Annotated in this window: 12 protein-coding genes; 6 read left to right on the forward strand and 6 right to left on the reverse strand. The window is 66.8% G+C overall.

Going from position 1 to position 26,458, the window contains the following annotated elements; genetic code table 11:
* The first annotated feature begins 71 nt into the window (after positions 1 to 71).
* Positions 72 to 701: a TetR/AcrR family transcriptional regulator gene (locus KXD98_RS01145; protein ID WP_260761483.1), complete on the forward strand. Its 630-nt coding sequence runs from the start codon at positions 72 to 74 to the stop codon at positions 699 to 701.
* Positions 702 to 777: 76 nt separating this feature from the next.
* On the opposite strand, the gene KXD98_RS01150 is transcribed toward KXD98_RS01145, so the two are convergent.
* Together KXD98_RS01150 and KXD98_RS01155 are read right to left on the reverse strand one after the other, a co-directional pair.
* Positions 778 to 1,635: a MaoC/PaaZ C-terminal domain-containing protein gene (locus tag KXD98_RS01150; protein ID WP_260761484.1), complete on the reverse strand. Its 858-nt coding sequence runs from the start codon at positions 1,633 to 1,635 to the stop codon at positions 778 to 780.
* A gap of 95 nt (positions 1,636 to 1,730) precedes the next feature.
* Positions 1,731 to 3,083, reverse strand: a complete 1,353-nt coding sequence (locus KXD98_RS01155) for a 3-oxoacyl-ACP reductase (RefSeq protein WP_260761485.1) — start codon at positions 3,081 to 3,083, stop codon at positions 1,731 to 1,733.
* A gap of 162 nt (positions 3,084 to 3,245) precedes the next feature.
* On the opposite strand from KXD98_RS01155, the gene KXD98_RS01160 reads away from it, so the two are divergent.
* Together KXD98_RS01160 and KXD98_RS01165 are read left to right on the forward strand one after the other, a co-directional pair.
* Positions 3,246 to 4,547, forward strand: coding sequence for an acetyl-CoA C-acetyltransferase (locus KXD98_RS01160; RefSeq protein WP_260761486.1), 1,302 nt, complete (start codon positions 3,246 to 3,248; stop codon positions 4,545 to 4,547).
* Between the two features lie 259 nt (positions 4,548 to 4,806).
* On the forward strand, positions 4,807 to 5,733 hold the full coding sequence (locus KXD98_RS01165) for a TIGR03564 family F420-dependent LLM class oxidoreductase (RefSeq protein ID WP_260761487.1): 927 nt from the start codon (positions 4,807 to 4,809) through the stop codon (positions 5,731 to 5,733).
* A 318-nt stretch (positions 5,734 to 6,051) separates the two neighbouring features.
* Here the strand turns inward: KXD98_RS01165 and KXD98_RS01170 are convergent, their stop codons facing one another.
* On the reverse strand, positions 6,052 to 7,887 hold the full coding sequence (locus tag KXD98_RS01170) for an acyl-CoA dehydrogenase (protein ID WP_260765477.1): 1,836 nt from the start codon (positions 7,885 to 7,887) through the stop codon (positions 6,052 to 6,054).
* 244 nt (positions 7,888 to 8,131) lie between these two features.
* Between KXD98_RS01170 and KXD98_RS01175 the strand changes: the two genes are divergently transcribed.
* Positions 8,132 to 9,220 (forward strand): dihydrodipicolinate reductase, encoded by a 1,089-nt coding sequence (locus KXD98_RS01175; RefSeq protein WP_260761488.1) that lies wholly within the window; start codon positions 8,132 to 8,134, stop codon positions 9,218 to 9,220.
* On the opposite strand, the gene KXD98_RS01180 is transcribed toward KXD98_RS01175, so the two are convergent.
* The 3 genes from KXD98_RS01180 to KXD98_RS01190 are packed head-to-tail and all read right to left on the reverse strand — an operon-like array spanning position 9,217 to position 21,653.
* Entirely contained in the window at positions 9,217 to 10,008 is a 792-nt protein-coding gene (locus KXD98_RS01180) for an SDR family oxidoreductase (protein ID WP_260761489.1), read from the reverse strand. The genes KXD98_RS01175 and KXD98_RS01180 overlap by 4 nt on opposite strands.
* Positions 10,009 to 10,027: 19 nt before the next feature.
* Positions 10,028 to 10,519, reverse strand: coding sequence for a TspO/MBR family protein (locus KXD98_RS01185; RefSeq protein ID WP_260761490.1), 492 nt, complete (start codon positions 10,517 to 10,519; stop codon positions 10,028 to 10,030).
* A 10-nt stretch (positions 10,520 to 10,529) separates the two neighbouring features.
* Complete coding sequence (locus KXD98_RS01190) at positions 10,530 to 21,653, reverse strand: type I polyketide synthase (RefSeq protein ID WP_260761491.1); 11,124 nt, start codon at positions 21,651 to 21,653, stop codon at positions 10,530 to 10,532.
* 262 nt (positions 21,654 to 21,915) lie between these two features.
* Here KXD98_RS01190 and KXD98_RS01195 point away from each other — a divergent pair, with 262 nt between their 5' ends.
* Together KXD98_RS01195 and KXD98_RS01200 are read left to right on the forward strand one after the other, a co-directional pair.
* Positions 21,916 to 23,337 carry a condensation domain-containing protein gene (locus tag KXD98_RS01195; protein ID WP_260761492.1) on the forward strand — a complete coding sequence of 474 codons (1,422 nt, stop codon included), beginning with the start codon at positions 21,916 to 21,918 and terminating at the stop codon, positions 23,335 to 23,337.
* Positions 23,338 to 23,399: 62 nt separating this feature from the next.
* On the forward strand, positions 23,400 to 26,438 hold the full coding sequence (locus KXD98_RS01200) for an RND family transporter (RefSeq protein ID WP_260761493.1): 3,039 nt from the start codon (positions 23,400 to 23,402) through the stop codon (positions 26,436 to 26,438).
* The last annotated feature ends 20 nt before the right edge of the window (positions 26,439 to 26,458 follow it).

The following is a 26,458-nucleotide window of genomic DNA, read 5'->3' on the forward strand; positions in this document are numbered from 1 at the left end:
CCGGTTGCTTACCCTGGGTGGGAAAACCGGTGCCCGCTCGGTCGGGGCACCCAGCGAGGAAGGCACGATCAATGGCGGGTGGAACCAAGCGCTTGCCGCGTGCTGTCCGCGAGCAGCAGATGCTCGACGCCGCGGTGCAGATCTTCTCGGTGAACGGATTCCACGAGACATCGATGGACGCGATCGCCGCCGAGGCGCAGATCAGCAAGCCGATGCTCTACCTGTATTACGGGTCGAAAGAGGAGTTGTTCGGGGCGTGCCTGGACCGCGAGCTGCGCCGGTTCGTCGACGAGGTACGCAGCAAGATCGACTTTGCCGACCCGCCCAAAGAACTGCTGCGTAGCGCGGTGCTGGCGTTCCTGAAGTACATCGACGAGCACCGGGCGTCGTGGATGGTGCTCTACACGCAGGCGACCAGTTCGCAACGGTTCGCCCATACCGTGCGGGAAGGGCGTGAACGCATCATCGAGTTGGTCGGCGGGTTGCTGCGGTCGGGCACCCGGTTTCCCGGCCCGGACACCGACTTCGACATGATGGCAGTTGCTCTCGTGGGCGCCGGCGAAGCCGTGGCCTCACGGGTCAGCACCGGCGATGCCGACGCCGACGAGGCCGCCGAGCTGATGATCAACCTGATGTGGCGGGGTCTGAAGGGTTCGCCCAGCGACGCTGGCGTCACGCCGTCTGCGGTGGAGCAGTCCTAGCAGCATCGGCGAAAGTGCCCTCACTGTCGCGCCGATGGGCGCGACTACGACGGTGAGGGCACCCTCGTCGAGCCGTCTACAGCGGATCGACCGTGCCGGTCAGGTGCGGATGGCCCTTGGTCAGATGCCGCAAGGTCAACTCCCAGCCCTCCCCGTGACGCCGGGTGTACAGCCCAGCGCGGGCCGGCAGTACCACCGGTTTGGCGAAACGCACCGAGTAACGCATCGAATCGGGCAGTTGGCCCTCGATATTGGCCAGCACCGCAGCAGCGCTGAACATGCCGTGCGCGATCACGGTCGGGAAGCCGAACAGTTTGGCCGCAAGTGCGTTGGTGTGGATCGGGTTGTGGTCCCCGCCCACCGATGCGTAACGGCGAATCTGGCCCGGCGTGATGCGCACTACCGCATTCGGCGGTCCAAGCTTGGGCTGCTTCTGCGGCGGCGGCTTGGGCTCGTCGGACAGACTGGTGCGCTGCTGATGCAGGAACGTGGTGACCTGCTGCCACGCCGTCTCGTTGCCGACGTTGACATCGGTCAGGATGTCGACCAGCAGACCGCGGCGGTGCTCGCGCATGTTCTCCGCACGCACCGAAGCGGACACGGTGTCAGACACCGTGATCGGTCGATGCTGGGTAATGTGGTTTTCCAGGTGGACCGAACCCATTGCTGCGAAGGGGAAGTCGAAGCCGGTGATCAACGCCATCAACGTCGGGAAGGTCAGCGCAAACGGATAGGTCAGCGGCACGTTGTCACCGAACCGTAAACCGGTCACGTGGCAGTAGTCGGCGACATTGGCCGCGTCTATCTTCAGGTCCCGCACAGTCAGGGTGCGCTGGGGCAGGGTGTCGCTGCGCGGCACCAGCGGAAGCGCGCCGGCCACCGCCAGCGCAAGGTTGCGTGCCGCCGACGGCTGCTGGTCGCCCTCGCCGCTCATGGCCGGTCGATTCGCTCCGCGAGCTCCGCTCATGGCCGGTCGATTCGCTCCGCGAGCTCCGCTCATGGCCGGTCGATTCGCTCCGCGAGCTCCGCTCATGCGCCCAACCATGCCTGTCCGCACACCCGAATCGTGTTGCCCGTCACCGCATTGGACGCCGGACTGGCAAAGTACGCGATGGCTTCCGCGACGTCGACCGGCTGTCCGCCCTGGAACAGCGAGTTCAGTCGTCGGCCGACCTCGCGCGTCGCCAACGGGATGGCGTCGGTCATCTTGGTCTCGATGAAGCCGGGCGCCACGGCGTTGATGGTGATGTTCTTCGCGGCGAATTCCGGTGCCAACGCGTCGGTCAGGCCGATCATGCCGGCCTTGGTCGCGGCGTAGTTGGTCTGGCCACGGTTGCCGGCGATACCTGCCATCGAGGACAAGCCGATGATCCGGCCGTTCTCGGCGAGCGTTCCGTTGTTCACCAATCCCTCCGAAAGACGGAGCGGTGCAATCAGATTGACAGCCAGTACGGAATCCCAGCGGCTTTCGTCCATGTTGGCCAGCAGCTTGTCGCGAGTGATGCCGGCGTTGTTGACCAGCACGTCGAGCCGGCCCCCATGATGTTCCTTGACGTGCGCGGTGATCTGCTCGACAGCATCGGCCGCGGTGACATCGAGGGGCAGGGCGGTGCCACCGACCTTCTGGGCCACGTCGGCCAGTGCGTCCGCGGCGCTCTCGATGTCCACCGCGATCACCTTCGCGCCGTCGCGGGCGAACACCTCGGCGATGGTCGCACCGATTCCGCGAGCGGCGCCGGTGACGAGCGCGACCTTGCCGTCGAGCGGCTTGTCCCAGTCCTCCGGCGCGGTGGAATCGGCCGCGCCGACCCGGAACACCTGCGCGTCGACGTAGGCCGATTTGGCGGACAGGATGAAGCGCAGGGTGGACTCCAGGCCGCTGGCGCCCGGTTTCGCGTCCGGATGCAGGTAGACCAGCGCGACGGTCGCCCCGTTGCGCAGTTCCTTGCCCAGTGACCGGGTGAAACCCTCCAAGGCCCGCTGCACGGTGCGTTCGTGGGCGGTACCGATCTCGTCGGGTGTGGTGCCGACGACGACGACTCGGGCCGACCGGCCGAGGTTGCGCAGCACGGGGGTGAAGAATTCGTAGAGCGCCTTGAGGCCCTCGGGCTCGGTGATGCCGGTCGCATCGAAGACCAGACCGCCGAACTTATCGGCCCAGCGGCCGCCCAAATTGTTGGCCACGACGTCGTAGTCCTCGGTGAACGCCTCCCGCAACGGTTCGACGACACGGCCTTGTCCGCCGATCAGCAGCGAACCCTCCAAGGGTGGCTGACCGGGCCGATAGCGCCGCAGGGGCTCGGGCTGAGGGACACCGAGTTGTTTGGCCAGGAATGAGCCCGGTCCGGAGTTGACGACCTGGGAGAGAAGATCGGAAGCCACAACGCTGCCTTTCTGATGACCTGGGGGAAATACCGGGTATGTCTTCATGACGACTGTGAAGGGGTTACCCGCACTGTCGCATCCCTCACGAACTTACTCCAGAGTAAGAACAGTGGGTAGTATGACCCTCGACACTGACGAGCAAGCCGGGAGGCAATAGACGTGGCCGACAGCAACTCCACCCGCCGGGTGGCCGTCCTCGGAGGCAACCGAATCCCCTTCGCGCGCTCCGACGGCGCGTACGCGAAGGCGTCCAACCAGGACATGTTCACCGCCGTCCTCGACGGGCTGGCCGACCGGTTCAATCTGGGCGGCGAGAGACTCGACGCGGTGATCGGCGGTGCGGTCCTCAAGCACAGCGCGGACTTCAACCTGATGCGCGAATGCGTGCTGGGCAGCTCGCTGTCGTCCTACACTCCGGCGTTCGACCTCCAACAGGCCTGCGGGACCGGGCTGCAGGCGGCCATCTCGGCCGCGGACGGCATCGCCGGAGGCCGCTACGAGGTGGCGGCGGCGGGCGGCGTCGACACTGCCTCGGACGCCCCGATCGCGATCGGTAACGACCTGCGCCGGGTGCTGCTCGGGCTGCGTCGCGCCAAGTCGAACCTCGAGCGGCTCAAACTCGTGGGCAGACTTCCCGCGTCGCTGGGCATCGAGATTCCGGTCAACAGCGAGCCGCGCACCGGTATGTCGATGGGTGAGCACGCCGCGGTGACCGCCAAGGAGATGGGGGTCAAGCGAGTCGATCAGGATGAGCTGGCTGCGGCCAGCCACCGCAACATGGCCGCCGCCTACGACCGCGGTTTCTTCGACGACCTGGTGACGCCGTTCCTCGGGCTCTACCGGGACAACAACCTGCGGCCGGACTCGTCACCGGAGAAGCTGGCCAAGCTCAAGCCGGTGTTCGGTGTGCGCAATGGCGACGCGACCATGACCGCCGGCAACTCCACACCGCTCACCGACGGTGCATCGGTGGCGCTGCTGTCCTCCGAGGAGTGGGCCGCCGAGCACTCGATCCCGGTGCTGGCCTACTTCGTCGACAGCCAGACCGCGGCTGTGGACTACGTCAACGGTCGCGACGGGCTGCTGATGGCCCCGACCTACGCGGTGCCGCGGATGCTCGAGCGCAACGGCATGAAGTTGCAGGACTTCGACTTCTACGAGATCCACGAGGCCTTCGCCTCGGTGGTGCTGGCCACGCTGGCGGCGTGGGAGTCTGAGGAGTACTGCACGCAGCGGCTGGGCCTGGACAGTGCGCTGGGCTCGATCGATCGGTCCAAGCTCAACGTCAACGGGTCCTCGCTGGCGGCCGGACATCCGTTCGCCGCCACCGGTGGACGCATCGTGGCCCAGATGGCCAAACAGCTCGCGGAGAAGAAGGCCGAGACTGGGCAACCGGTGCGGGGGTTGATCTCGGTGTGCGCGGCCGGCGGGCAGGGCGTCACCGCGATTCTGGAAGCCTGACGATCCACGGGGGTGATGTGAGCCACACCACCTCCCGGCGACGGGTGACCCCAGACCCGCCGCGGCGACGTTTGCGCACGTCGGAGGCCGGGCGCGGGGTCCTGCGGAATCCGGCGAAAAAATTGTCCGAAACCGTGTAACGCCCCTCGGCCAGCCGCCGATACATGGGATAGCTCCGTGTTGCCGTCTGACCCCCCGACCCGACGGCAACACGGGGCTCTTATTTTTTTGTTCGCCGGTGATGAGTACGTTCGGAACCATGCAGATCAGCATGTTCGGACAGCTCAGCGGTTTCGACAGGCCGGTTGACGCCACGGTGGACTATCTGGCCCAGTTGCGCGACGAGGGGTTCGGGCGGGTCTGGTTGAGCCAGATGCCCTACGAGCCGGACCTGCTGACTGTGCTGGCGGTCGCGCTGCGAGAGGTCGACGGCATCGAGGCGGCCAGCGGTGTGGTGCCGATCCAGAATCAGCACCCGATGTTGCTGGCCCAGCGTGCCCTGACGCTCAGCCTGATCTCCGGCGGGCGCTTCATCCTGGGGTTGGGGATGACGCACGCCGCCGTGACCGAGGGCATGTGGGGTATCCCGTGGGACAAACCGGTACGGCGGCTCAACGAGTTCCTCGACGGGCTGCTGCCGCTGCTGGCCGGTGAATCCGCGGACGCGTCCGGCGAGACGGTCACCACGCGCGGCGCGCTTCTGATTCCCGGTGCGCCCCGTCCCGACGTCTACATCGCCGCGCTCGGTCCGCAGCTGCTGCGGCTGGCGGGCCGCCGCACGACCGGCACCTGCACATGGATGACGGGCCCGGTGACCCTGCGCGACCACATCGGCCCGACCCTGCGGCAGGCAGCCGCCGACGCCGGACGCAAGGAAAGCGAGGTGCGCGTCGTCGCGGCGCTGCCGGTGGCCGTCACCGACGACGTCGACGGTGCGCGCAAGCAGGCCGCCGAACAGTTCGCGATGTATGGAGCCTTGCCGTCATACCGCGCGATGCTGGACCGGGAGGGGTTCGCCGGGCCCGAGGACGCCGCCATCATCGGCGACGAGGCGACGGTGCGCGATCAGGTCGCCGGGTTGCGCGCGGCCGGCGTGGATGAGTTCGTCGGCGCGACGTTCGACAGCTCGGCCGAGGGCCGGGCGCACACTCGCGCGGTGCTGCGGTCGGTCGCCGCCACCGACTGAAGATTCGGTGGAGTCTCTGACTGTTATCTCCGTCACAGTCGGCGTAGTATTACCAGTACGACGGGTTCGGGAGTGACTGATCCAAAGAGCCGATGAGGGATGAAAGTCGGCCGCGCGAGACTAAGGTGACGCGCCCAGTGTCCTCCCGAACCCGCCCTTTTTACCTCCGTCCCTGTGCCGAGCAGACGCACATCCACTAAATCGGCCTGAATTGGGGGCTTGCGCGACTGCTCGCGGGCAGACCGGACCCGGACATGCAAGACGCCCCCGGGAAGAGTCCGGGGGCGTCTTGGGCGTTGATGGACGGGCAGCGCGGGTCTAGAAGGCCGCCTCGTCCAGCTCCATCACCTCGTTGTCGAGGTTGTCCAAAACGGAGCGCGTGCTGGTCAGCAGCGGCAGGAAGTTCTTGGCGAAGAACGACGCCACCGCGACCTTGCCTTCGTAGAAGGCACGGTCATCTCCCTGCGCACCGGCGTCGAGCTTCTCGATCGCCACGGCTGCCTGCTGCTGCAACAGCCAGCCGATGACCAGATCGCCGACGCTCATCAGGAAGCGCACCGAGCCCAGGCCCACCTTGTAGATCTCGGCGGGGTTCTCCTGCGCCGACACCAGGTAGCCGGTCAGCGTCGCGGCCATGCCCTGCACGTCCTGCAGCGCGGTAGCCAGCAGCGCACGCTCGGCCTTGAGCCGGCCGTTACCCGACTCGTTCTTCACGAACTGCTCGATCAGGCCGGACACGTGGGCCAGCGCGACACCCTTGTCGCGGACAATCTTGCGGAAGAAGAAGTCCTGGGCCTGGATCGCGGTGGTGCCCTCGTAGAGCGAGTCGATCTTGGCGTCGCGGATGTACTGCTCGATCGGGTAGTCCTGCAGGAACCCCGAACCGCCGAGGGTCTGCAGGCTTTCGGTCAGCTTGGCGTACGCCTGCTCCGAACCCACGCCCTTGACGATCGGCAGCATCAGGTCGTTGACCTTGACCGCCAACTCGGGCTCGATGCCGTGCAGCATCTTGGCGACCTCGGCGTCCTGGTGGGTCGCGGTGAACAGGTACAGCGCGCGCAGCCCCTCGGCGTAGGCCTTCTGCGTCATCAGCGACCGTCGGACGTCGGGGTGGTGGGTGATGGTCACCCGCGGCGCGGTTTTGTCGGTCATCTGGGTCAGGTCGGCACCCTGGACGCGGTCCTTGGCGTACTCGAGAGCATTCAGGTAGCCGGTGGACAACGTCGCAATCGCCTTGGTGCCCACCATCATCCGGGCCTGCTCGATCACGTCGAACATCTGCGCGATGCCCTCGTGCACCTCGCCGACGAGCCAGCCCACCGCCGGGGTGCCGTGCTGGCCGAGCGAGAGCTCACAGGTGGCCGAGACCTTCAGGCCCATCTTGTGCTCGACGTTGGTGACGAACACGCCGTTGCGCTCGCCGGGCTCACCGGTCTCCGGGTCGAAGAGGAACTTCGGCACGAAGAACAGGGACAGCCCCTTGGTGCCGGGGCCGGCGCCCTCGGGGCGGGCCAGCACCAGGTGCATGATGTTCTCGAACAGGTCGTCGGAATCGGCCGAGGTGATGAACCGCTTCACGCCGTCGATGTGCCAGGTGCCGTCGGGCTGCTGGACCGCCTTGGTGCGGCCCGCGCCGACATCGGAGCCGGCGTCCGGCTCGGTGAGCACCATGGTCGAGCCCCAGCCCCGATCGGCGGCCAGCTGAGCCCACTTCTTCTGCTCGTCGGTGGCCAGGTGGTAGAAGATGTCGGCGAATCCGGCGCCCATCGCGTACATGTACACCGCGGGGTTGGCGCCGAGGATGTGCTCCTGCAATGCCCACGACAGCGCGCGCGGCATCGGGGTCCCGCCCAGTTCCTCACTGACCGACAGCTTGTCCCAGCCGCCGTCGACGACGGCGCGCACCGACTTCTTGAAGCCTTCGGGCAGCGTCACGGTGTGGGTCTTGGGGTCGAAGACCGGCGGGGTGCGGTCGCCCTCGGCGAACGACTCGGCGACGGGACCCTCGGCGAGGCGGGCGATCTCGCCCAGCATTTCGGTGGCAGTTTCGACGTCGAGGTCGGTGAAGCTGCCTTGGCCGAGAGCCTTGTCGACTCCGAGGACCTCGAACAGGTTGAATACCTGGTCACGAACATTGCTCTTGTAGTGGCCCATGGCCATTCCTCCTCATTGAGTGCGCGCCACCTGATGGTTGGGTACTCGTGCGATAAGTTACCCACCAGTAACTGCCCTTAACTATACCGCCGGGTAACTTGAGTGCAAAGCGGCCGCGGGCGATTTGGCTCAGATCACCAACCAGGCGGTTGGCCGATGGCGGATTTTCGACCAAAAAACGGTTCTGAGCTGGTCTGATGAGCCCTTGTGATGATCATCACGTTTAGCTCGATAGGGTGTCAAGATGGCGGATTCTCTACGCGTGGCGGTCTGGGGGACGGGCAATATGGGCGCCACTGCGATCCGTTCGCTGACCGCGTTCCCGGGCCTACGGCTGGCCGCTGTGGTGACGTCTTCGGCGGACAAGGCCGGTCGCGACGCCGCAACGCTTGCCGGCCTGGCCGAACCGACCGGGATCACCGCCACCACCGACGTCGATGCGGTGCTGGCCGGATGTGACGCGGTGGCCTACATGGCCTCCGGTGACATCCGGCCCGACGATGCGGTCACCGATATCGAACGATGCCTGCGAGCCGGGGTCCACGTCGTCACCCCGTCGCTGTACTCGCTCTACGACCCGCGCTCGGCACCACCGGACTGGGTGGAGCGCCTCACTGCGGCCGCCGAGCACGGTCGATCGACGCTGCTGGTCAGCGGTGTCGATCCGGGGTGGGCCAACGACGCGCTCGCGGTCACCGCGGCCGGGTTGTGCACCCGCATCAACACCATCACCTGCCAGGAGATCTTCGACTACTCGACCTATGACCAACCCTTCGCGGTGCGCGTCTCCTGCGGTTTCGGCGGCCCGATGGACGAAACCCCGATGATGCTGCTGCCGACCATCCCGACGATGGTGTGGGGCGGCAATATCCGCCTCATCGGTCGCGGGCTGGGCCTCGACATCGACGAGATCACCGAGGAGGTCGAGCGACTCCCGCTCGAAGAGTCCGTCGACACGGTGATGGGCCGGTTCGAGAAGGGCACCCAGGGCGCGTTCTTCCTGCGGGTGATCGGATGGTCCGGCGGCCGACAGCGGATCATCATCGAGCACATCACCCGGATCGACCCGGCCTGCGCGCCGCAGTGGCCTCAGCCCGACGAAGGGGTGGGCGACCACCGCGTCATCGTCGACGGCGACCCACAGCTGACGATCACCACCCGCGCCGACGTGGCGGGCGGCACCCGCGCCGACGGCGGCAATACGACCGCGGCCAACCGCCTGCTCGGCGCGATCAGTTGGCTGGCGGTCCAGAAGCCGGGGATCTACGACGGCCTGGACGTGCCGCTGCACCCGCCGCTGCCGCCGCAGGTGGAAGCGACGCGCTGGACCTAGCTGCCGGCGAGCCCTTTGTTGACCAGTCGGGTCAACCACGCCGGAGAGAACCTCGCGCCCAGTGCCAGCGCCTTGGCCTGGATGCCGACCGGGAAATGCACCTGCGACACCAGCCGGCGCGGCCAGGTGGCGTCGACGGCGGCCACGATGTCCTCGGCGATGTCCTGCGCGGTCAGCCGGATTCCGAGCGACTGGGTGGTGCCTGTCTTGACGTCCTTGGTCATTGCGGTGTTGACGTACAACGGCCACATGTCGATGACCCGGATGCCGTACTGCCCCCATTCCAGGTTGAGCGCTTCGGTGATCGCCCGCACGAAGAACTTGGTGGCGCTGTAGTTGGCCAGCTCCGCCTGGCCGTAGATCGCCGAGGCCGACGCCAGGTTCACCACCACCGCGTCGCGGGTCTTCTGCAGATACGGGAAGGCCGCGTGTAGCCCGTTGACCACTCCCTTGACGTTGACATCGATCTCGCGGTGATGCACCTCCAGCGCGATCTGCTCGAACCTTCCGGCGTTGAGCAGGCCGGCGTTGTTGATCAGCACGTCGAGCCGGCCTCCGGCGGCGTCGACGAAATCGGCAAGGCATCGGGCGACGTTGTCGGCGTCGGTGACGTTGAGGTGCCCCACGACCGGCGTGCCGCCCACGGCGCTGATGTCGGCCGCCAGGACGCGCAGACCGTCCTCGTCGAGGTCGTAGCCGCCGACGACGTATCCGCGTTGCGCGAACAGCATCGCGGTGGCCCGACCGATCCCGGTTGCCGCCCCGGTGATGAAAACCGACTTCGTCATCGCCATCCTTTCGTCAGAGTCAATTCAATTGCCACACTGCGAAATTCAGACACAAGGCGAACCCCGACCACGCGAGGTAGGGCAGCAAGAGGGCTCCCGCGAGTACGCTGCGTTGCCAGAACAGGATCACGGTGGCGATCAACACCACCAGCAGTGCGCTGAGTTCGAAGAATGCGACGCCACGCCAGCCGAGACCGAAGAACAACGGCGTCCACGCGGCGTTGAGCACCAACTGCACGCCGTACAGCGTCAGGGCCCGACGGGTCTGCCGGGACGGGCCGGTACGCCACACCAACCACGCCGCGATCGCCATCAGCGCGTACAACACCGTCCACACCGGACCGAAGACCCACGACGGAGGAGCGAAGTCCGGCTGCTGGAGACGGCCGTAGTCCTCGGCCGAACTACCGCCCGCCAGACCGCCGATGACCGACACCGCGGCGACAGCGCCGAACGAGACGGCCAGCACCAGCCATGACTTCGGGCGGGTACTGGACGTCTCGGCCACCATGGACGGCAGGTTACCCGCTCGCGTCAGCCTCCTGATCGGCCCGGCTGTGGCCATTCGGTGACGACTGCTCGGCGGCGTCGGTCGCCTGCGCAGGCTGGTCTGCCTGCTCGGCGTGTTCTGCCGGCGCAGCAGGCTCGGCCGCTGCATCGGCGTCGGGCAGCTGTGCCACCAGGTACTCGGCAAGCCCGCCGATGGTCGGGTAATCGAACACCGCCGTCGCGTTGAGGGTGAACTTGCCGCCGAACTGGCTGTGCAACCGGTTACGCAACTCGATCGCCATCAGCGAATCGGTACCCAGATCCAGGAACCGGCTGGTGGCTGCCGGCGGCTGAGCCAGCCGCAGGAAGTTCTGCACCTCACGCTGCAGGAACTCCGTCACGAACGCCGCACGCTGCGGCACCGGGATTTCCAGCAGTTGCTTGAGAACTTCGCTGTCCTCGGTGGCCACGCCGGCAGCGTTGGGCAACACCAGGTCCAGGATCGGCGGCCGGGAACCGCCCAACACCTTGGCTGCGCGCTGCCAGTTCGCCTTGAGGATGGTGGCTTGAGCGGTGCCGTGGGCGACGGTCTCGCCCAGCGCCGCCAGCGCCGCCGACGGCTCCAGTGGGATCAGGCCCTGAGCGCTGATGTTGGCTGTCGCCGCCTCCGAAGACGCCATCCCGCCTTGACCCCAGGGACCGAAGTTGATGCCGGTGGCCGGCAGTCCCTGCGATCGCCGCGCGGCGACCAACCCGTCGAGGAACGCGTTGGCTGTCGCATAGTTGGACTGGCCGGGCGAACCGAACAGACTGGACACCGACGACGACACGATGAAGAAGTCGAGATCGTCGGCCTTGGTCATGCGGTCCAGGTACGCAGCGCCGTAGGCCTTGGCGGCCAACGATGTCCGGAACCGGTCCAGACTCTGCTGGGACAGCAGGGCATCGTCGAGCACACCGGCCAGGTGCACGACCCCGGCCAGCGGTGGCAGCTCCGCGCGGATCTGATCCAGCAACGCGGCCACCGCGGCCTCGTCGCCGACATCGGCGGTGCGGACGTGGATGCGGCACTTCGATCGCTCGACGATCTCGTCGATCTGCCGTTGAGCGTCGGCGTCGGGGGCTCGCCGGCTGGTGAGCACGATGTCGCCGGCTCCCAGTTGGGCGAGGTAGGACGCCGTGTGCAGGCCGATCGCGCCCAGGCCGCCGGTGATCAGGTAACTCCGGTCGGGCCGTGGCTGCAGCGCCGTGGGGATCTGCACGACGATCTTTCCGATGTGCCGTGCGGTCTGCATGCGCCGGAACGCGGCCCGGGCCTCGGTCACCGGGTAGATCTCGGCCGGCAGTGGTGTCCACTCGCCGTCGGCCAACCCCTGCGAGACCTCGGTGAGCAGGTCGCGTATGCGGTCGGGCTCGGTGAACATCACGGTGTCCAGCGCGACGATCTCGTAGGCGATGTCGGGCCGGGCCTGCGACATCTGCTCCGGGGACCAGATGTCGCGCTTGGCGATCTCGGCGAAGCGGCCGTGGGTGGCGGTGGCGCGCAGCGTCGCGTCGATGAAACCTTCGCTGGTCAGCGAGTTGAGCACCACGTCGACACCGGCACCGTCGGTGTCGGCCAGGATCTGATCCGCGAAATCGGTTGTGCGCGAGTCGTAGACGTACTTGACGCCCAGCTTGCGCAAGGTGGCGCGCTTGAAGGTACTGGCGGTGGCGAACACCTCGGCGCCGCACCGTTGGGCCATCTGGATGGCCGCCAGCCCCACCCCACCGCTTGCCGCGTGGATGAGCACCTTGTCGCCCGGCTTGATCTGAGCCCAGTCGAACGCCAGCCGGACCGTCAGCGCCGCAGCGGGGATGGTCGCGGCGTCCACCGCGCTCACCCCGTCCGGGATCGGTGCCAGGAACTGGGCGGGCACGTTGAAGCGGGTGGCGAACGCACCCTGCATGGAGCCGTAAACCCGCTGCCCCACCTCAAGTCCGGTCACACCGTCACCGAGCTGGGTCACCACGCCGGCGAAGTCACCGCCGATCGGCCCCGGGTCACCCGGGTAGAGACCCAGCACGTTGAGCACGTCACGGAAGTTCAGCCCAGCGGCCTCCACCCGGACCTGCACGTAACCCTCGGCCGGTGTCGACACTTCGGTCTCGACCAGGCGAAGGTTGTCGATCGCCCCGCGCTCGGTGGGTGCCAGCACGAAGTCACCTCCGCGCGGGACCGCGAGGTTGCCGCTGCGCGCCCACGGCAGAAGCCGGGAGGCCAGCAGCTTTCCTTGCCGAATCGCCAGTTCCGGCTCGTCGACCGGAGCGGCCATCAGCCCGGCCAATGCGCGGACCGCCTCCGGCGAACCGTCGCTGTCGACCAGTCGGCACCGCAGCGCGGGTTCCTCGTTGATCGTGGTGCGCCCGAACCCCCACAGCGCGGCTTGTGCGGCGTCGACCGGCTCACCGGATTCGGTGGCCACCGCACGTTCGGTGACGATCCACAGACCGCCGGGTAGTTTCACCTCCCCACCCTGCGTGGTGTGCACCGCGCTGAGCAGGTGGGCGACCTCGGCCTCGACGCGTGCTGCGAGCTCGGCGCTCGACTCGTCCGGGCTTGCGGCCTTGCTTCGCCAGACCACCCCGGCGAAGGGCATCCCCTTCTCGTGGGCCTGCGCCAGCACCTGGCCCAGGGGCTCGGAATCGGCGGACCGATCGAACGGTATACAGCCGGCGATCGTGCTTGCCAGCTCGTCGAAGCCGGCGATCAGCCAGGTGCCCTGCGGCCCCGCATCTTCCTGCTCGGTGGGGGGCAGCGGCACCTCATGCCAACCCAGGGTGTAGAGCAGCCGGGTGGCGTTGCCACCGAGGCCGCGCAGCAGAGCTTCGCGGGGTGCGCGCTTGACGGTGAACTCGCGGATGCCGCCGAGCAGGCGACCGTCCCGGTCGAGGAAATCGAGGTCGAACGCCTGGGTCTCGTTGCTGAGCTCGGTGGCATGCCACCTGGTGCGGCAGTAGAACCGGCGCGGCATCTTCTCCTTGAGCATGACCTGCCCGTAGCGCAGCGGCAGGTAGAGGTCGTTCATGCCCTGCTCGGCAGCCAACGCCGCCGGGATGGCGGCGGCCGCGACGCCGGTGCACAGATCCATCAGCACCGGGTGCATCGGCTCGGTGCCGAGGTGCTCGGAGAGTTCCGCACCCACGAGGAGGTCGCCGATCGCTTCGCCCTCGCCCAACCACAGCGACTTCAGAGAGCCCGACCAGTTCGGTCCCCAGGACAGTTCCATATCGGAGAACAGGTCGAACAACTCCTGTGGCCGCATACGGTTCAGCCGTTCGATCACGTCGTCGATCGGTTCGGACTCCTCGACGGTGAACTCCTCGTCGGCCGCCCCGGCCAGCACCGTGCCTTCGGCGTTGAGCGCCCAGTCGGCGGTGCGGTCGCCGAAGGGCCGGCTGTGCACCTGGAACTTCCACTCTCCGTCGGTCTGCGCTGTCTGCAGCGTCAGCTGCACCTCGCGGGAGGTCTTCTCGGGCAGGATGATCGGCTCGTAGAAGAAGACTTCCTTGGCCCGCGCCGGGGTGCCGACGGCCGCCAGTGCCATTGCCGCGTAGGTCGCCCCGGGGACGACCACGGTGCCGTAGATGACGTGGTCAGACAGCCATGGCTGGGTCTTGACCGACAACCTGCTCGTGTAGATGGTGTCGCCGGAGGCCAGGTCCTTGGCTGCTCCCAACAGCCCGGACTGGGTGGGACCGTCGATGGTGATTCCGGTGGTCCTGGGCCAGAAGCGACGACGCTGGAACGGGTAGGTAGGCAACTCCACCCGGCGCCGGTACTGGCGGTGCAGCGCGGCAAAGTCGGGTCGATGCCCGCTGACGTAGGCCGCGGCCAGTGCGTCGGCGATCTGCTGCCGGTCGGCAACACCTTTTCGCAGCGACACGATCGCCCGCGGAGCCGCCAGATGCTCGGGCCAGACCTGCACCGCGGCGCCGGTCAACACCGGCTGCGGACCGATCTCCATCAGCACCGAGCAACCCAGCGCTGCGACCGTGCGCACGCTTTCGGCGAACTGCACCGGCTGACGGGAGTGCCGGCGCCAGTACGCAGCGTCGAGCTGGGTCTGGCCGGCCAGGACGGCGCCGGTGCGGTTGCACACCAGCGGCAGCGTCGGCGCCGCGAACTGCAATTGTGCTGCCAGCGACTCGAACTCGTCGAGGACGGGATCGAGCAGTTCCGAATGGAAGGCGTGGCTGGTTTCCAACCAGGTGCAGCGAATGGCGTCTTCGCTGAACTTCGCGACGATCTGCTCGAGGTCCTCGCCGGGGCCGGAGAGCACGGTGTTGGGTCCGTTGTAGGCGCCGACCGAAACCCGGCCGAACTCGGCGGAAACCACCTCGACCTGCTTGGGGTCGGTGAAGATCGCCACCATCCGTCCACCCTCGGGAAGACTGCCGAACAGTCGCCCGCGATGCGCCATCAGCCGGGCGCCATCCTCGAGGCTGAACACCCCGGCCACGCAGGCCGCCGCGTACTGGCCGACACTGTGGCCGAGCACCACATCGGGGACGATCCCCCACGACTGCCACAGCCGGGCCAGACCCATCTCGACGGCGAACAACGCGGGCTGGGCAAACGAGGTGTGCCGCAACAGCTCCGCAGTCTCACGGTCGGTGGCGAAGAGCACGTCCAGTAGCGGACGGGGCAGGATATCGCCTACCGCTTCGGCGCACTGGGTCACGGTCTCGGCGAACACCGGTTCGGTGTCGAACAGTTCGCGTGCCATACCCGGGTACTGGCTGCCCTGTCCGGTGAACAACCAGGCCGTCGTCGGGTGGTGGGTGTGCTCACCGCGAACGACGCCGGGACGCAACCGGTTCTCGGACAGATCCGACAATGCGTGGCGCGCACTGTCCACCGAATCGACGACCATCGCCGCCCGGTGATCGAAATGCGAGCGTCCGGTACCGGCGGTCAGGCACACGTCGGCCAGATCGGCGTCCGGACGGGCGCTCAACCACGCCTGATAGCGCTGGGCCAACTCGATCAGAGCCTCCGGTGACTTGGCCGAGAGCGCGAGCACGTTGATCGGGTTGTCCGGGGCTTCGGGTTGAACGGCCGCTGCCGCGGCGTCCTCGTCCGGCGTCTGCGGGTCGTCGCCGACCACAGGCCCGGCCGGTGCCTCCTCGATCAGCACGTGGGCGTTTGTCCCGGTGAACCCGAACGAGCTGACACCGGCACGCCGCGGCCGGCCGTTGGGCTGCCACGGTGTCGGCTTGTCCACGACCTGCACCGGCAGGGTATCCCACGGGATGTGCGGTGAGGGGTTCTCGAAGTGCAGGCTCTGCGGCAGCATCTCATGCTGCAGCGACAGCACGACCTTGATCAAACCCGCTGCGCCCGAGGCTGACTCGGTATGACCGATGTTCGATTTCACCGACCCCATCAGCAGCGGACGGTCCGCGCCTCGCGAGTCGCCGTACGCGGCGGCGGCGGCCTGGACCTCGATCGGATCACCGAGCGGGGTGCCGGTGCCGTGCGCCTCGAGGTAGTCGACATCGGCGCCGGTCAGCCCGGCACGGGCCAACGCGTTTCCGATGAGCCGTTGCTGGGCACCGCCGTTGGGGACCGTCAGACCGCTGGAGGCGCCATCCTGGTTCACCGCGGTGCCGGGAATGACCGCGCAAATGCGATCCCCGTCTCGTTGGGCGTCACTGAGCCGCTTGAGCACCAGCATGCCGCAGCCTTCGCTGCGCACGTAGCCGTCGGCGGAGGCGTCGAAGGTCTTGCACTGTCCGACCGGCGAGAGCATCCGGGCCCGAGAGGCGGCGACGACGGTGACCGGGCTGAGCAACACGTTCACCCCACCGGCCACGGCCAGGTCGCAGTCACCGGAATGCAGCGCCTGACAGGCTTGGTGCACGGCCACCAGCGACGAGCTGCAGGCGGTGTCGACCGCCACCGCCGGTCCCTCGAATCCGAGGGCGAACGCCACTCGTCCGGAAATCGCGTTGAGCGCGTTGCCGGTGATGAAGTGCGGTTCGATCTTCTCGATCGGTTCGGCCGACAGCAGGTGCGCGTACTCATTGGCGGCCACACCGGTAAAGATTCCGGTCCGGCTGCCGCGCAGTGCCGCCGGCGAACACCCGGCGCGTTCCAGTGCTTCCCAGACGGTTTCGAGCACCAATCGCTGCTGGGGCTCGATCCAGACCGCCTCGCGCGGAGAGATGCCGAAGAACTCAGGGTCGAATCCGTCGATACCGTCCAGGAATCCGCCGAATCGGGTGTAGGTCTTGCCGGGCACATCGGGGTCGGAGTCGAAGAACTCTTCGATGTCGAAGCGGTCCTCGGGGACTTCCCCGATCGCATTGAGCCCTTCGGAGAGCAGGTCCCAGAACGCTTCTGGGTTCGGAGCACCCGGGAACCGGCATGACACCGCGATGATCGCGACCGGCTCGTCGGTGCGCGCGGACAGCACCGTCTGGGCCGGCCGAGATGCGGCTTCGCTGAGTCCGAGCACGTCGCCGAGCAAGTAGTCGGCGACATCGGAGAGTCGTGGATGGTCCATCGCCAGCGTGGCCGGAATCTCGTGGCCGACGCCTTGTTCGATGCGACGGCGCAGTTCGACGGCCATCAACGAATCCATGCCGATGTCGAAGAAGCCGGTATCTTCGCGGATCTCCGCGGCGTCGACCCGTGTGATGTCGGCGACCGATTCGCGCAGGTAATCGGTCAACAGCTTCTTGCGTTGTTGCACTGGGGCATTGGTGAGCTTCTCGACGAGCTCGGTCTTGCCCGAAGCAGTGAGAACGGCTCCGGCCACCGCGCTGACGTCGGGAAGCTCGCGTTGCATCTCCGAGAAGATGGGCCGTCGCCCAGCCTGCTGGTACAACGGCAGGAATCGCGTCCAGTCGACCCGGGCCACCATGCCCTGGGCCGATCCCGGTGCCGACGCTGTGGCCACCACGTCGGCCAGACCGGCCAGAGCGTGGATCGGTGAGAGGGTCTTGATGCCGCGTTGTTCCAGCTTGGCGCGGGACTCGGCGTCTGCCATACCCGCTGACCACGGCCCGAAATTGACGCTGACCCCGGCGATGCCGCGTTCGCGCAGTCGCCAGGCAAGAGCATCGAGGAAGGCGTTGGCCGCGCCGTAGGTGGTCTGGCCGAAGCCGCCCCACACCGAGGCGATCGAAGAGGTGCTGATGAAGAAATCGAGTTCGCGGTCGGCCACAGCCTCACTCAGATGCCATGCACCCCAGACCTTTCCGGCGAAGACGCGGGCAACTTCGGCGTCGTCGAGGTCGGCCAGCGCGGTGGTGCTGATCTCCCCGGCTGCGTGCACGACGCCGCGCAGTGCCGGCAATTCGGTCCCCGCCAACCCCAGCAGCCGTGCCACGTCCTGGGCGTCGGAGACATCAGCGGTGACGACCCGGAACTCGCAACCGTGCTGCCGGCCCAGCTCGTCGATCCGTGCCTGGGTGGCCTCGGTGGGTGCCCGCCGACTGGTCAGCATCAGGTGCTTGGCACCCTGTGCGGCCAAGTGTCCGGCGATCTCGAGTCCGATGGCGCCCAGGCCACCGGTGACGAGGTAGCTCGCGTCCTCGCGGATCGGCAGCGAAGCGCCGGTGGGCAGTTCGGTGCGCCGCACCAGGCGTGGGACATAAGCCGTCTGACCGCGCAGTGCGATCTGGTCCTCCCGGCCAACTGCATCGCGGGCGACCGCGATCGCGTCGATCAGCGACGACCAGTCCTCGGCTGCGAGTGCACCGCTGGCCGGCAGGTCGGCCAGCCCGCCCCACAGGTGGGGCATTTCCAGGGCCGCCGCGCGGCCGAATCCCCACAGGCAGGCCTGATCTGGGAACACCGAGTCGGACTCGGTGACCCGCTGGGCGCCGCGCGTCACCAGCCAGACGGGGCTGCGCAGCCCGGCGCTGTTGGCGGCGCGGAAAAGCCGGCGCGTCCCGCCCATGATCCGGTCCTGCATCTGCTGCACGGCCTGCGCCGCGGGCGCGTCCTGCGCCGCGGAGTCCACCGCGCCGACACCCACGATGCGCAGGGAGGCATTCTCGGCGGCCGCTGAACGCAGCGTCTCGACAAGTCGCTCGGCTTCGTCGTCGGATGCCGGCAGCGAGACACTCCGATGCTGCAGGCCGCGCGCGTCGAGGGCCTCGGCCAGCGACCTGACGGCACCGTCCTGCTCACCGACCAGGATCCACAGCGAGGCCACGTCGGCAGTCCCGGCCGGCGTCGGGGCTGCGGTATCCCATCGGATCTCGTAGCGGTCGTCGGCGATCGACTGGGTGCTGCGCTGCTGGTTGTGCTGCTGGGCGAGCCTGGTCAACACCCGCAGGGTTTGCGGGTCGGTGTCGGCACCGTCCAGCAGTGCGGCCAGTTCCTCGACGCGTCCATCTTCGAGTAGCCGCATGGACTGCGTCTGTGCCGAACCCTTGCGGTGGTGGCTGGGCCGGCGCGCGTCGGCGCGGTTGTCCCAGAACCAGTACTCGCGATGCTCGAAGGGGTAGGTCGGCAGGTCCACCTTGCGTGCCGACGGGCGCCCGGAAGCGGCGAAGTCGGGCAGGTGGCCCAGCACGTAGGCGTCGGCGACCGCTTCGGTGATCTGCCGATGATCGGCGGTGGTGCGCCGCATCGAGGCGATGGCGCGGGGCGTGGTCGACTGATCGGGCCAGGCGCTCAGCGCAGCGGCGGTGAGGATCGGCCGCGGACCGATCTCGACCAGCACCCGGCAGTTCAGATCCGCCAGGGTGCGCACGCTCTTGGCGAACTCGACCGGTTGGCGCGCATGACGACGCCAGTAGACCCCGTCGATGGTGACACTGCGACCCAGTGCCGCGCCGGTGCGGTTGTCGATCAGCAGGCGCTGCGGGGTCTGATAGCTGAAGCTCTGCGCAAAGGCCTCGAACTCGTCGAGGATCGGGTCGAGCAGCGCGGAATGGAACGCGTGGCTGGTCTCCAGCCAGTCACACCGGACTCCGTCGCGCTCCAGCGGGGCCACGGCGGCTTCGAGGTCGGCAGCCGGGCCGGAAAGCACGGTGTTGGCGCCGTTGTACGCCGCGACCGACAGGTTCGGGAACTCATCGGTCAGTCTTTCCACCCGATCGGCGGCAGCGAACACCGCGACCATCCGGCCGCCGGCGGGCAGGCTGCCGAAGAGCCGTCCACGCTCGGCCATCAGCCGGGCGCCATCTTCGAGGCTGAACACGCCGGCAACACAGGCGGCGGCGTACTGGCCGACGCTGTGTCCGAGAACGATGTCGGGTTCGAAGCCCCAGGACTGCCACAAGCGGGCCAGGCCCATCTCGACGGCGAACAGTGCGGGCTGCGCATACGAGGTCTGCCGCAACCGCTCCTCACTGTCGGGGCCCTCGTCGTCGAAAATCACACTGAGCAAAGGCTGGTCGAGCATGTCGCCAACGGCCGCGGCGCATCGGTCCACGGTTTGCGCGAATACCGGCTCGGTCTGGTAGAGCTCCCGGGCCATGCCGGGGTACTGGCTGCCCTGGCCGGTGAACAGCCAGGCAGTCTTCGGGGTGTCGTGGGATTCTCCACGGACCAGGCCGGGGGCGGGCCGGTCCTCGGCCAGCGCCCCGAGAAGCTCCAGTGCGTTGTCTCGGGAGTTGACCACCAGCGCGGCGCGGTGCTCCAGATGCGCCCGCGCGGTTCCGGCGGTGAAGCTGACATCGGCCAACCCGGCCTCCGGGTGCTGTTCCCACCACTGGCGGTACTGCTCGGCGATCCGAACCAGGGCTGACGGCGTCCGGGCCGACAGCGGCACGATGCTGAAGCGCTCGTCGGCGGGTTCGTCGGCGGCGGCAACCGAGGTCAGATGTGGCTGTTCGGGCGCCTCTTCGAGGATGACGTGGGCGTTCGTGCCGGCAAAGCCGAACGAGCTGACGCCGGCGATGCGGGGCCGGCCGTTGCGCTCCCACGCCATGGGTTCCTTGACGACCTGCACCGGCAGTCGGTCCCAGGGAATGTGGGGCGAAGGATTTTCGAAGTGCAAGTGCTTGGGCAGCAAACTGTTTTCGAGGGCGAGGACGACCTTGATGACGCCGGCGATACCGGCGGCCGCTTCCAGGTGCCCGATGTTGGTCTTGACCGAGCCGATCAACAGCGGCTGCTCGGGGTCACGCCCCACTCCGAAGGCCGCACCGGCGGCCTGGGCCTCGATGGGGTCACCCAGTGACGTACCGGTGCCGTGGGCTTCGAGGTATCCCACCTCGCTCGGCGCCAGGCCGGCGCGGTTGAGCGCATCGGTGATAACCCTTTGCTGGGCAACACCATTGGGCACGGTCAAGCCACCGGATGCACCGTCCTGATTGATTGCGCTGCCCCGGATCACCGCGCGGATGTGGTCGCCGTCGCGCTGGGCGTCTTCGAGTCTCTTGATGACGATCACGCCGCAACCCTCACCGCGGACATAACCGTCGGCGGCCGCATCGAAGGTTTTGCAGCGCCCGTCCGGTGCGAGCATGTGCGCGTTGGAGAAGGTGATCATGGTCGCCGGAGTCAGCAGAACGTTCGCGCCGCCGGCCAGGGCAAGGTCGCATTCACCGAGCTGCAGCGCCTGGCATGCCTGGTGGATGGCCACCAGCGACGAGCTGCACGCGGTGTCGACCGCGACCGACGGACCCTGCAGGCCGAGCCGATAACTGATCCGGCCGGCCGCTGCCGCGTTGGAGGTACCGATGGCCAGGTAGGCCTCGATTTCGTGATAGTCCAATTCCCCGGACGCCATCCCGAGGTAGTCATGAGTGGCCAAACCGACGAAGACGCCGGTATTGGTGTTGGCCAGTGCCGACGGGGCGGTACCCGAATGTTCCACGGCACGCCACGCGGTCTCCAGCAGCAGTCGGTGCTGCGGATCCATCAACCGGACCTCGCGCGCGGACATCCCGAAGAACGGGGCATCGAATCCTGTTGGATCCTCGACGAATCCGGCGCGGCGAGTCACGATCTTGCCGGCCGTGCCGGGGTCGGGATCGAAGAAGTCGTCGACATCCCAGCGGTTCTTGGGCACCTCCGAAATCGCGTCGCGCCCGTCGCGAAGCATGCGCCAGAACCGGTCCGCGTCGGGTGCGCCGGGCAACTGGGCGGCGTAACCGACGATGGCGAATCGCTGGCCTGGTGCGTTCTGGTGCTCGGTCGTGGACATGACCGTAGCCCCCCCTCCCTACTCGGCAGTAAGATACCATCTGAGGCGGTAAGCGTAACTTACCGTCTCGTAAATACAACTGTTACCGGAGTCTTAGCTGAAATCGACCCGCGGCACACTATTGCAGAACCGGCCGAGGGGTGCGAGGTCTCCGAATATTGCGTCCAGTCTCAGCCGGACCAGCCCGCGGGCTCTCCGGTAGTTTGATGCCGCCACGAGATTGGCCAGGCCGCAGATCGGCCTCAAACGGAGGGATTAGAACATGCGCATAGGCAAGATAACTGTTGGCGCACTTGATGAATGGACTCTGCGTCCGGGCACGGTCACGTCGTGGCATCCGACTTCGGCCGCCCAGGAAAAGGCGAGCCGGGCGCCGGTGAGCAACGTTCCGGTTAGCTACATGCAAGGTCAGCATCTGCGTAACTACTGCGACCGCGAGGCCGCCGGTCTGAACTTCTCACGTCAGATCATCGGTAGCTGTGAGGTTGCTGGAACATGCGATATCGACGCGATGAACGAGGCACTTAATAGCTACATCCGGCGCCACGACACCTTCCGCAGCTGGTTTCGGCAGGGGGCCGACGGAGAGTTCATCCGACATTCCATCGAGGACCCCGCCGACATCGAGTTCGTGCCGGTCGACCACGGCGAGATGACCGTCGAGCAGATTCGCGAACACGTGACCAACATCCCCAGCCCGATGGAATGGGGATGCTTCACCTTCGGCGTCGTGCAGGGCGACGGATACTTCAGCTTCTTTGCCGCGATGGATCACGTGCACGGTGACGCGACGCTGATCGGCACGACGATGATGGAAGCCAACGGCATGTACTCGGCGTTGACCACCAGTGGCGAGGCACTGGAGTTGCCCGCCGCCGGCAGCTTCGACGACTTCTGCGTCCGGGAACGCGAGCACGCCGCCGCGCTGACGCTGGATTCCCCGGGCGTCCGCGCCTGGCTGGACTTCGCCGAGAACAACAACGGTGGGTTTCCGGAATTCCCTCTGCCGCTTGGGGATCCGAACGAGTCGACACGCAGTGTGATGAGCGCGGCGATGCTGATGGACCCGGCACAGACCGAGCGGTTCGAGTCGGCCTGCTCGGCAGCGGGTGCCCGGTTCGTCGGCGGGCTGTTCGCCTGTCTGGGTCTGGTCGAGCACGAGTTCACCGGGGCGCTCACCTACTACGGGCTCACGCCGCGAGACTCCCGCACCGCCGGTGACAACTTCATGACCCAGGGCTGGTTCACCGGCCTGATCCCGATCACCGTCCCGGTAGCTGCGACATCGTTCAACGAGGCCGCGTGGGCCGCACAATCCTGTTTCGACTCGAGCTTGGACATGGCTCGTGTGCCCTACTACCGCGTCTTGGAATTGGCGCCGGACCTGAACTGGCCGCGACCGAATTTTCCGGTGTCGAACTTCTTCCACGGTGCCGCGGCACCGATGAACGCCATCCTCGCGGCCACCGAGTTGGGCCTGGCCGAGAACATCGGAATCTTCCCGGACGGCCGGTTCTCTTATCAATTGACCATTTACATCTTCCGTTACCACGAGGGCACTCAGATGGCGATCATGCACCCCGACAACCCAATTGCGTTGAAGTCGGCCAACCGCTACATGGAGGCGATGAGCTCGGTGTGCACCAGAGTTGCTGACCGCGGCAACTGGGGTCGCGTCGCGTAGCGTGGAGCAAATCACAGTGGGGGTCCCCGTGGTGACTTCTTCCGGGCGATGGTGAGGGTGGTATGCGGCGGCTTGCCGATTTCGTAGTGCGGTGGCCGTGGGCCGTGATCGGGGTGTGGATGGCGTTGGCCGTCGCGCTGCCCTTGAGCCTGCCGTCGCTGGGCGAGATGGCAGCCCGCAACCCGCTGGTGATCCTGCCGTCCGACGCACCGTCGAACGTCACCGCCAGGATGATGGCCGAGGCCTTCGAGGAGCCGGCTTCGGACAACCTGCTGGTCGTGGCGTTCATCGACGAAACCGGGCTCACCTCTGCCGACGAGCAGTCCTACCGCAAGCTGGTCGACGCGCTGCGCGCGGATGACCTCGATGTGGTGGCGGTGCAGGATTTCTACACCACACCGCAACTGCGGGACTTCTTGACCAGCGAAGACAACACCACCTGGGTGTTGCCGGTCAGCTTGGAAGGGGAGCTGGGCACCCCGCGGGGCTATGAATCCTTCACCCGGGTGGCCGACATCATCCGGCACAACGTCCCCGACACTGCTGCGGACGGTCCGCTGGAGGTGCACGTCACCGGTCCGGCCGCCACCGTCGCGGACCTGACCGTCGCCGGTGAGCAGGATCGACTGCCGATCGAACTCGCCATCGCGGTGATGGTCCTGACCGTGTTACTGATCGTGTACCGAAATCCGATCACGATGATGTTGCCGCTGGTCACGATCGGAACCTCGCTGCTGATCGCTCAAGCGCTGGCGGCCGGATACTCGCTGCTGACCGGCGCGGGGGTCTCCAACCAGTCGGTGGTGTTCCTCAGCGCCATCATGGCCGGCGCCGGGACAGATTATGCGGTGTTCCTGATCAGCCGATACCACGACTGTCTGCGCGCCGGCTTGGACTACACCGAGGCGGTGAAGGTGGCGATGCCGGCGATCGGGAAGGTCATCATCGCCTCTGCCAGCATGGTGGGCATCACCTTCATCATGATGAGCTTCGCCCAGATGGGGGTCTTCAGAACCGTCGGGGTGGTGTCGGCGATCGGCATCGGGGTGGCCTTCATCGCCGCGGTGACGCTGCTCCCGGCGATCCTGGTCCTGGCCGGACCGCGCGGCTGGATCAAGCCCAGGCGCGAGGTGACCGCCCGGCTCTGGCGTCGTTCAGGCATTCGCATCGTGCGCCGACCGGTGATACACCTGGTGGCCAGCGTGCTGGTGCTGGGCGTACTGGCCAGCTTTTCGGCGTTCGCCACCTATAACTACGACGACCGTAAGGTCGTCTCGCCGTCGGCGCCGAGTTCGGTGGGGTACGCCGCACTGGAGAATCACTTCCCGATCAACCAGTCCATTCCCGAATACATCGTCGTCCAGTCACCCAACGACCTGCGCAATCCACGGGCAATGGCCGACATGGAGCAGATGGCCTCACGCATCGCGCAGCTGCCGGATATCGAGCTGGTCAGTGGCGTCACCCGGCCGTTGGGCGAAGTGCCTCCTGAGCTGCGGGCGACGTTTCAGGCCGGCATCGTCGGAGAGCGGCTGGCCGACGGCTCCGCGCAGATCACCGAGCGCTTCGGAGATCTCGATCGGCTCGCCGCGGGGGCCGAAGAACTCGCCGACAGCCTCGCCGAGGTCCGCGCGCAGCTCAACAGGATCATCCCGGGCCTGCAAGCGGTGCTCGACACATTCTCTTCTGTGCAATCGCAGTATGGCGGCCAGCAGTTGGTCCGCGACGTCGAGGCAGCTGCCAAGCTGGTGCAGAGCGTCAACGAACTCGGCAATGCCATGGGCCTGAGATTTTCTGCGGTACAGGATTTGTTCGCCTGGATCGGCCCGGTCACACAGGCGCTGGACGGCAACGCCGTCTGCAACGCGAATCCGTCCTGCAGTGCCACCCGCGCGCAGTTCCAGCAGCTGCTGGCCAATCGTGGTGATGGCAACCTCGACCAGATCAATCAGGCGGCCCGTCAGCTGCAAGGAGTCGGTCAGCGCCAGTCGCTCAACGAAACAGCCGCCAGCCTCAATGGCACTCTGACCAGTCTGGTCAAGCTCTCTGAGGAATTGGGACTGAACCGGCCCCGTGGCGCTCAGGGCGCATTGACCGAGCTTCGGCAAGGAGCCGACCAACTCGCTGGGGGGAGCCGGGAGATCGCCGGGGGTGTCGACGAGATGGTCGCCCAGATCAGAGTGATGGCGTCGGGGTTGAACGAGGCGGCGCGTTTTCTGTTGACGATGCGCAATCAGGCCGACAGCCCGGCGATGGCGGGCTTCAACATTCCCGTAGAAGCGCTCAGCGATGCCGATTTCCGCCAGGCCACCAGCACATTCATTTCCCCGGACGGTCGAACGGCGCGCTATCTGGTGCAGACCAAGCTGAACCCGTTCAGCGCTGAGGCCATGGATCAGGTCAATACGATCTCCGAGATCGCTGACAGCGCAAAGCCCAACACGATGTTGGCCGACGCAACCATATCGGTCGGCGGATTTCCGGTGGCTTTGCGCGACACCCGGGATTACTACGAGCAGGACATCCGTCTGATCATCACCGTGACGGTCATTGTGGTCTTGCTGATACTCATCATGCTGTTACGTGCGATCGTGGCCCCGTTGTACCTCGTGGCGTCGGTCGTGATGTCCTACTTCTCCGCGATGGGTATCGGCGTGCTGGTCTTCCAGGTGATTCTGGGACAGCAATTGCATTGGAGCGTGCCGCCTTTGGCGTTCGTGGTGCTGGTCGCCGTGGGTGCCGACTACAACATGCTCTTCGTGTCGCGGTTGCGCGACGAAGGTGCGCGCAGCATCCGCTACGGGGTGATTCGCACGCTTTCCACGACCGGCGGCGTGATCACCGCGGCCGGCTTGATCTTTGCCGCATCGATGACCGGGCTGATGTTCTCCAGCATCGGACTGGTGGTGCAGGGCGGTTTCGTGATCGGTGTCGGGATTTTGCTGGACACCTTCGTCGTTCGCACCATCACGGTGCCGGCGATAGCGGCACTGGTGGGCAAGGCGAACTGGTGGCCGGCGCAGTTCTTGTCGCGATCATCGGCAGCCAGACCTGAACCGACAAAGGTGTCGGTCGGCTCGCAGAGCGCGCAGACGCAATGAATGTAAAACTACGACAAGGA

Source organism: Mycobacterium sp. SMC-4, assembly GCF_025263265.1.
In the GTDB taxonomy this organism is placed as follows: domain Bacteria; phylum Actinomycetota; class Actinomycetes; order Mycobacteriales; family Mycobacteriaceae; genus Mycobacterium.

Coding starts and splice junctions, on each gene's coding strand:
- KXD98_RS01150 (WP_260761484.1), bottom strand. CDS start 1,635: ATGAGCGGCGAGGGCGACCAGCAGCCGTCGGCGGCACGCAACCTTGCG.
- KXD98_RS01165 (WP_260761487.1), top strand. CDS start 4,807: ATGCAGATCAGCATGTTCGGACAGCTCAGCGGTTTCGACAGGCCGGTT.
- KXD98_RS01200 (WP_260761493.1), top strand. CDS start 23,400: ATGCGGCGGCTTGCCGATTTCGTAGTGCGGTGGCCGTGGGCCGTGATC.
- KXD98_RS01145 (WP_260761483.1), top strand. CDS start 72: ATGGCGGGTGGAACCAAGCGCTTGCCGCGTGCTGTCCGCGAGCAGCAG.
- KXD98_RS01190 (WP_260761491.1), bottom strand. CDS start 21,653: ATGTCCACGACCGAGCACCAGAACGCACCAGGCCAGCGATTCGCCATC.
- KXD98_RS01170 (WP_260765477.1), bottom strand. CDS start 7,887: ATGGGCCACTACAAGAGCAATGTTCGTGACCAGGTATTCAACCTGTTC.
- KXD98_RS01185 (WP_260761490.1), bottom strand. CDS start 10,519: ATGGTGGCCGAGACGTCCAGTACCCGCCCGAAGTCATGGCTGGTGCTG.
- KXD98_RS01195 (WP_260761492.1), top strand. CDS start 21,916: ATGCGCATAGGCAAGATAACTGTTGGCGCACTTGATGAATGGACTCTG.
- KXD98_RS01175 (WP_260761488.1), top strand. CDS start 8,132: ATGGCGGATTCTCTACGCGTGGCGGTCTGGGGGACGGGCAATATGGGC.
- KXD98_RS01180 (WP_260761489.1), bottom strand. CDS start 10,008: ATGACGAAGTCGGTTTTCATCACCGGGGCGGCAACCGGGATCGGTCGG.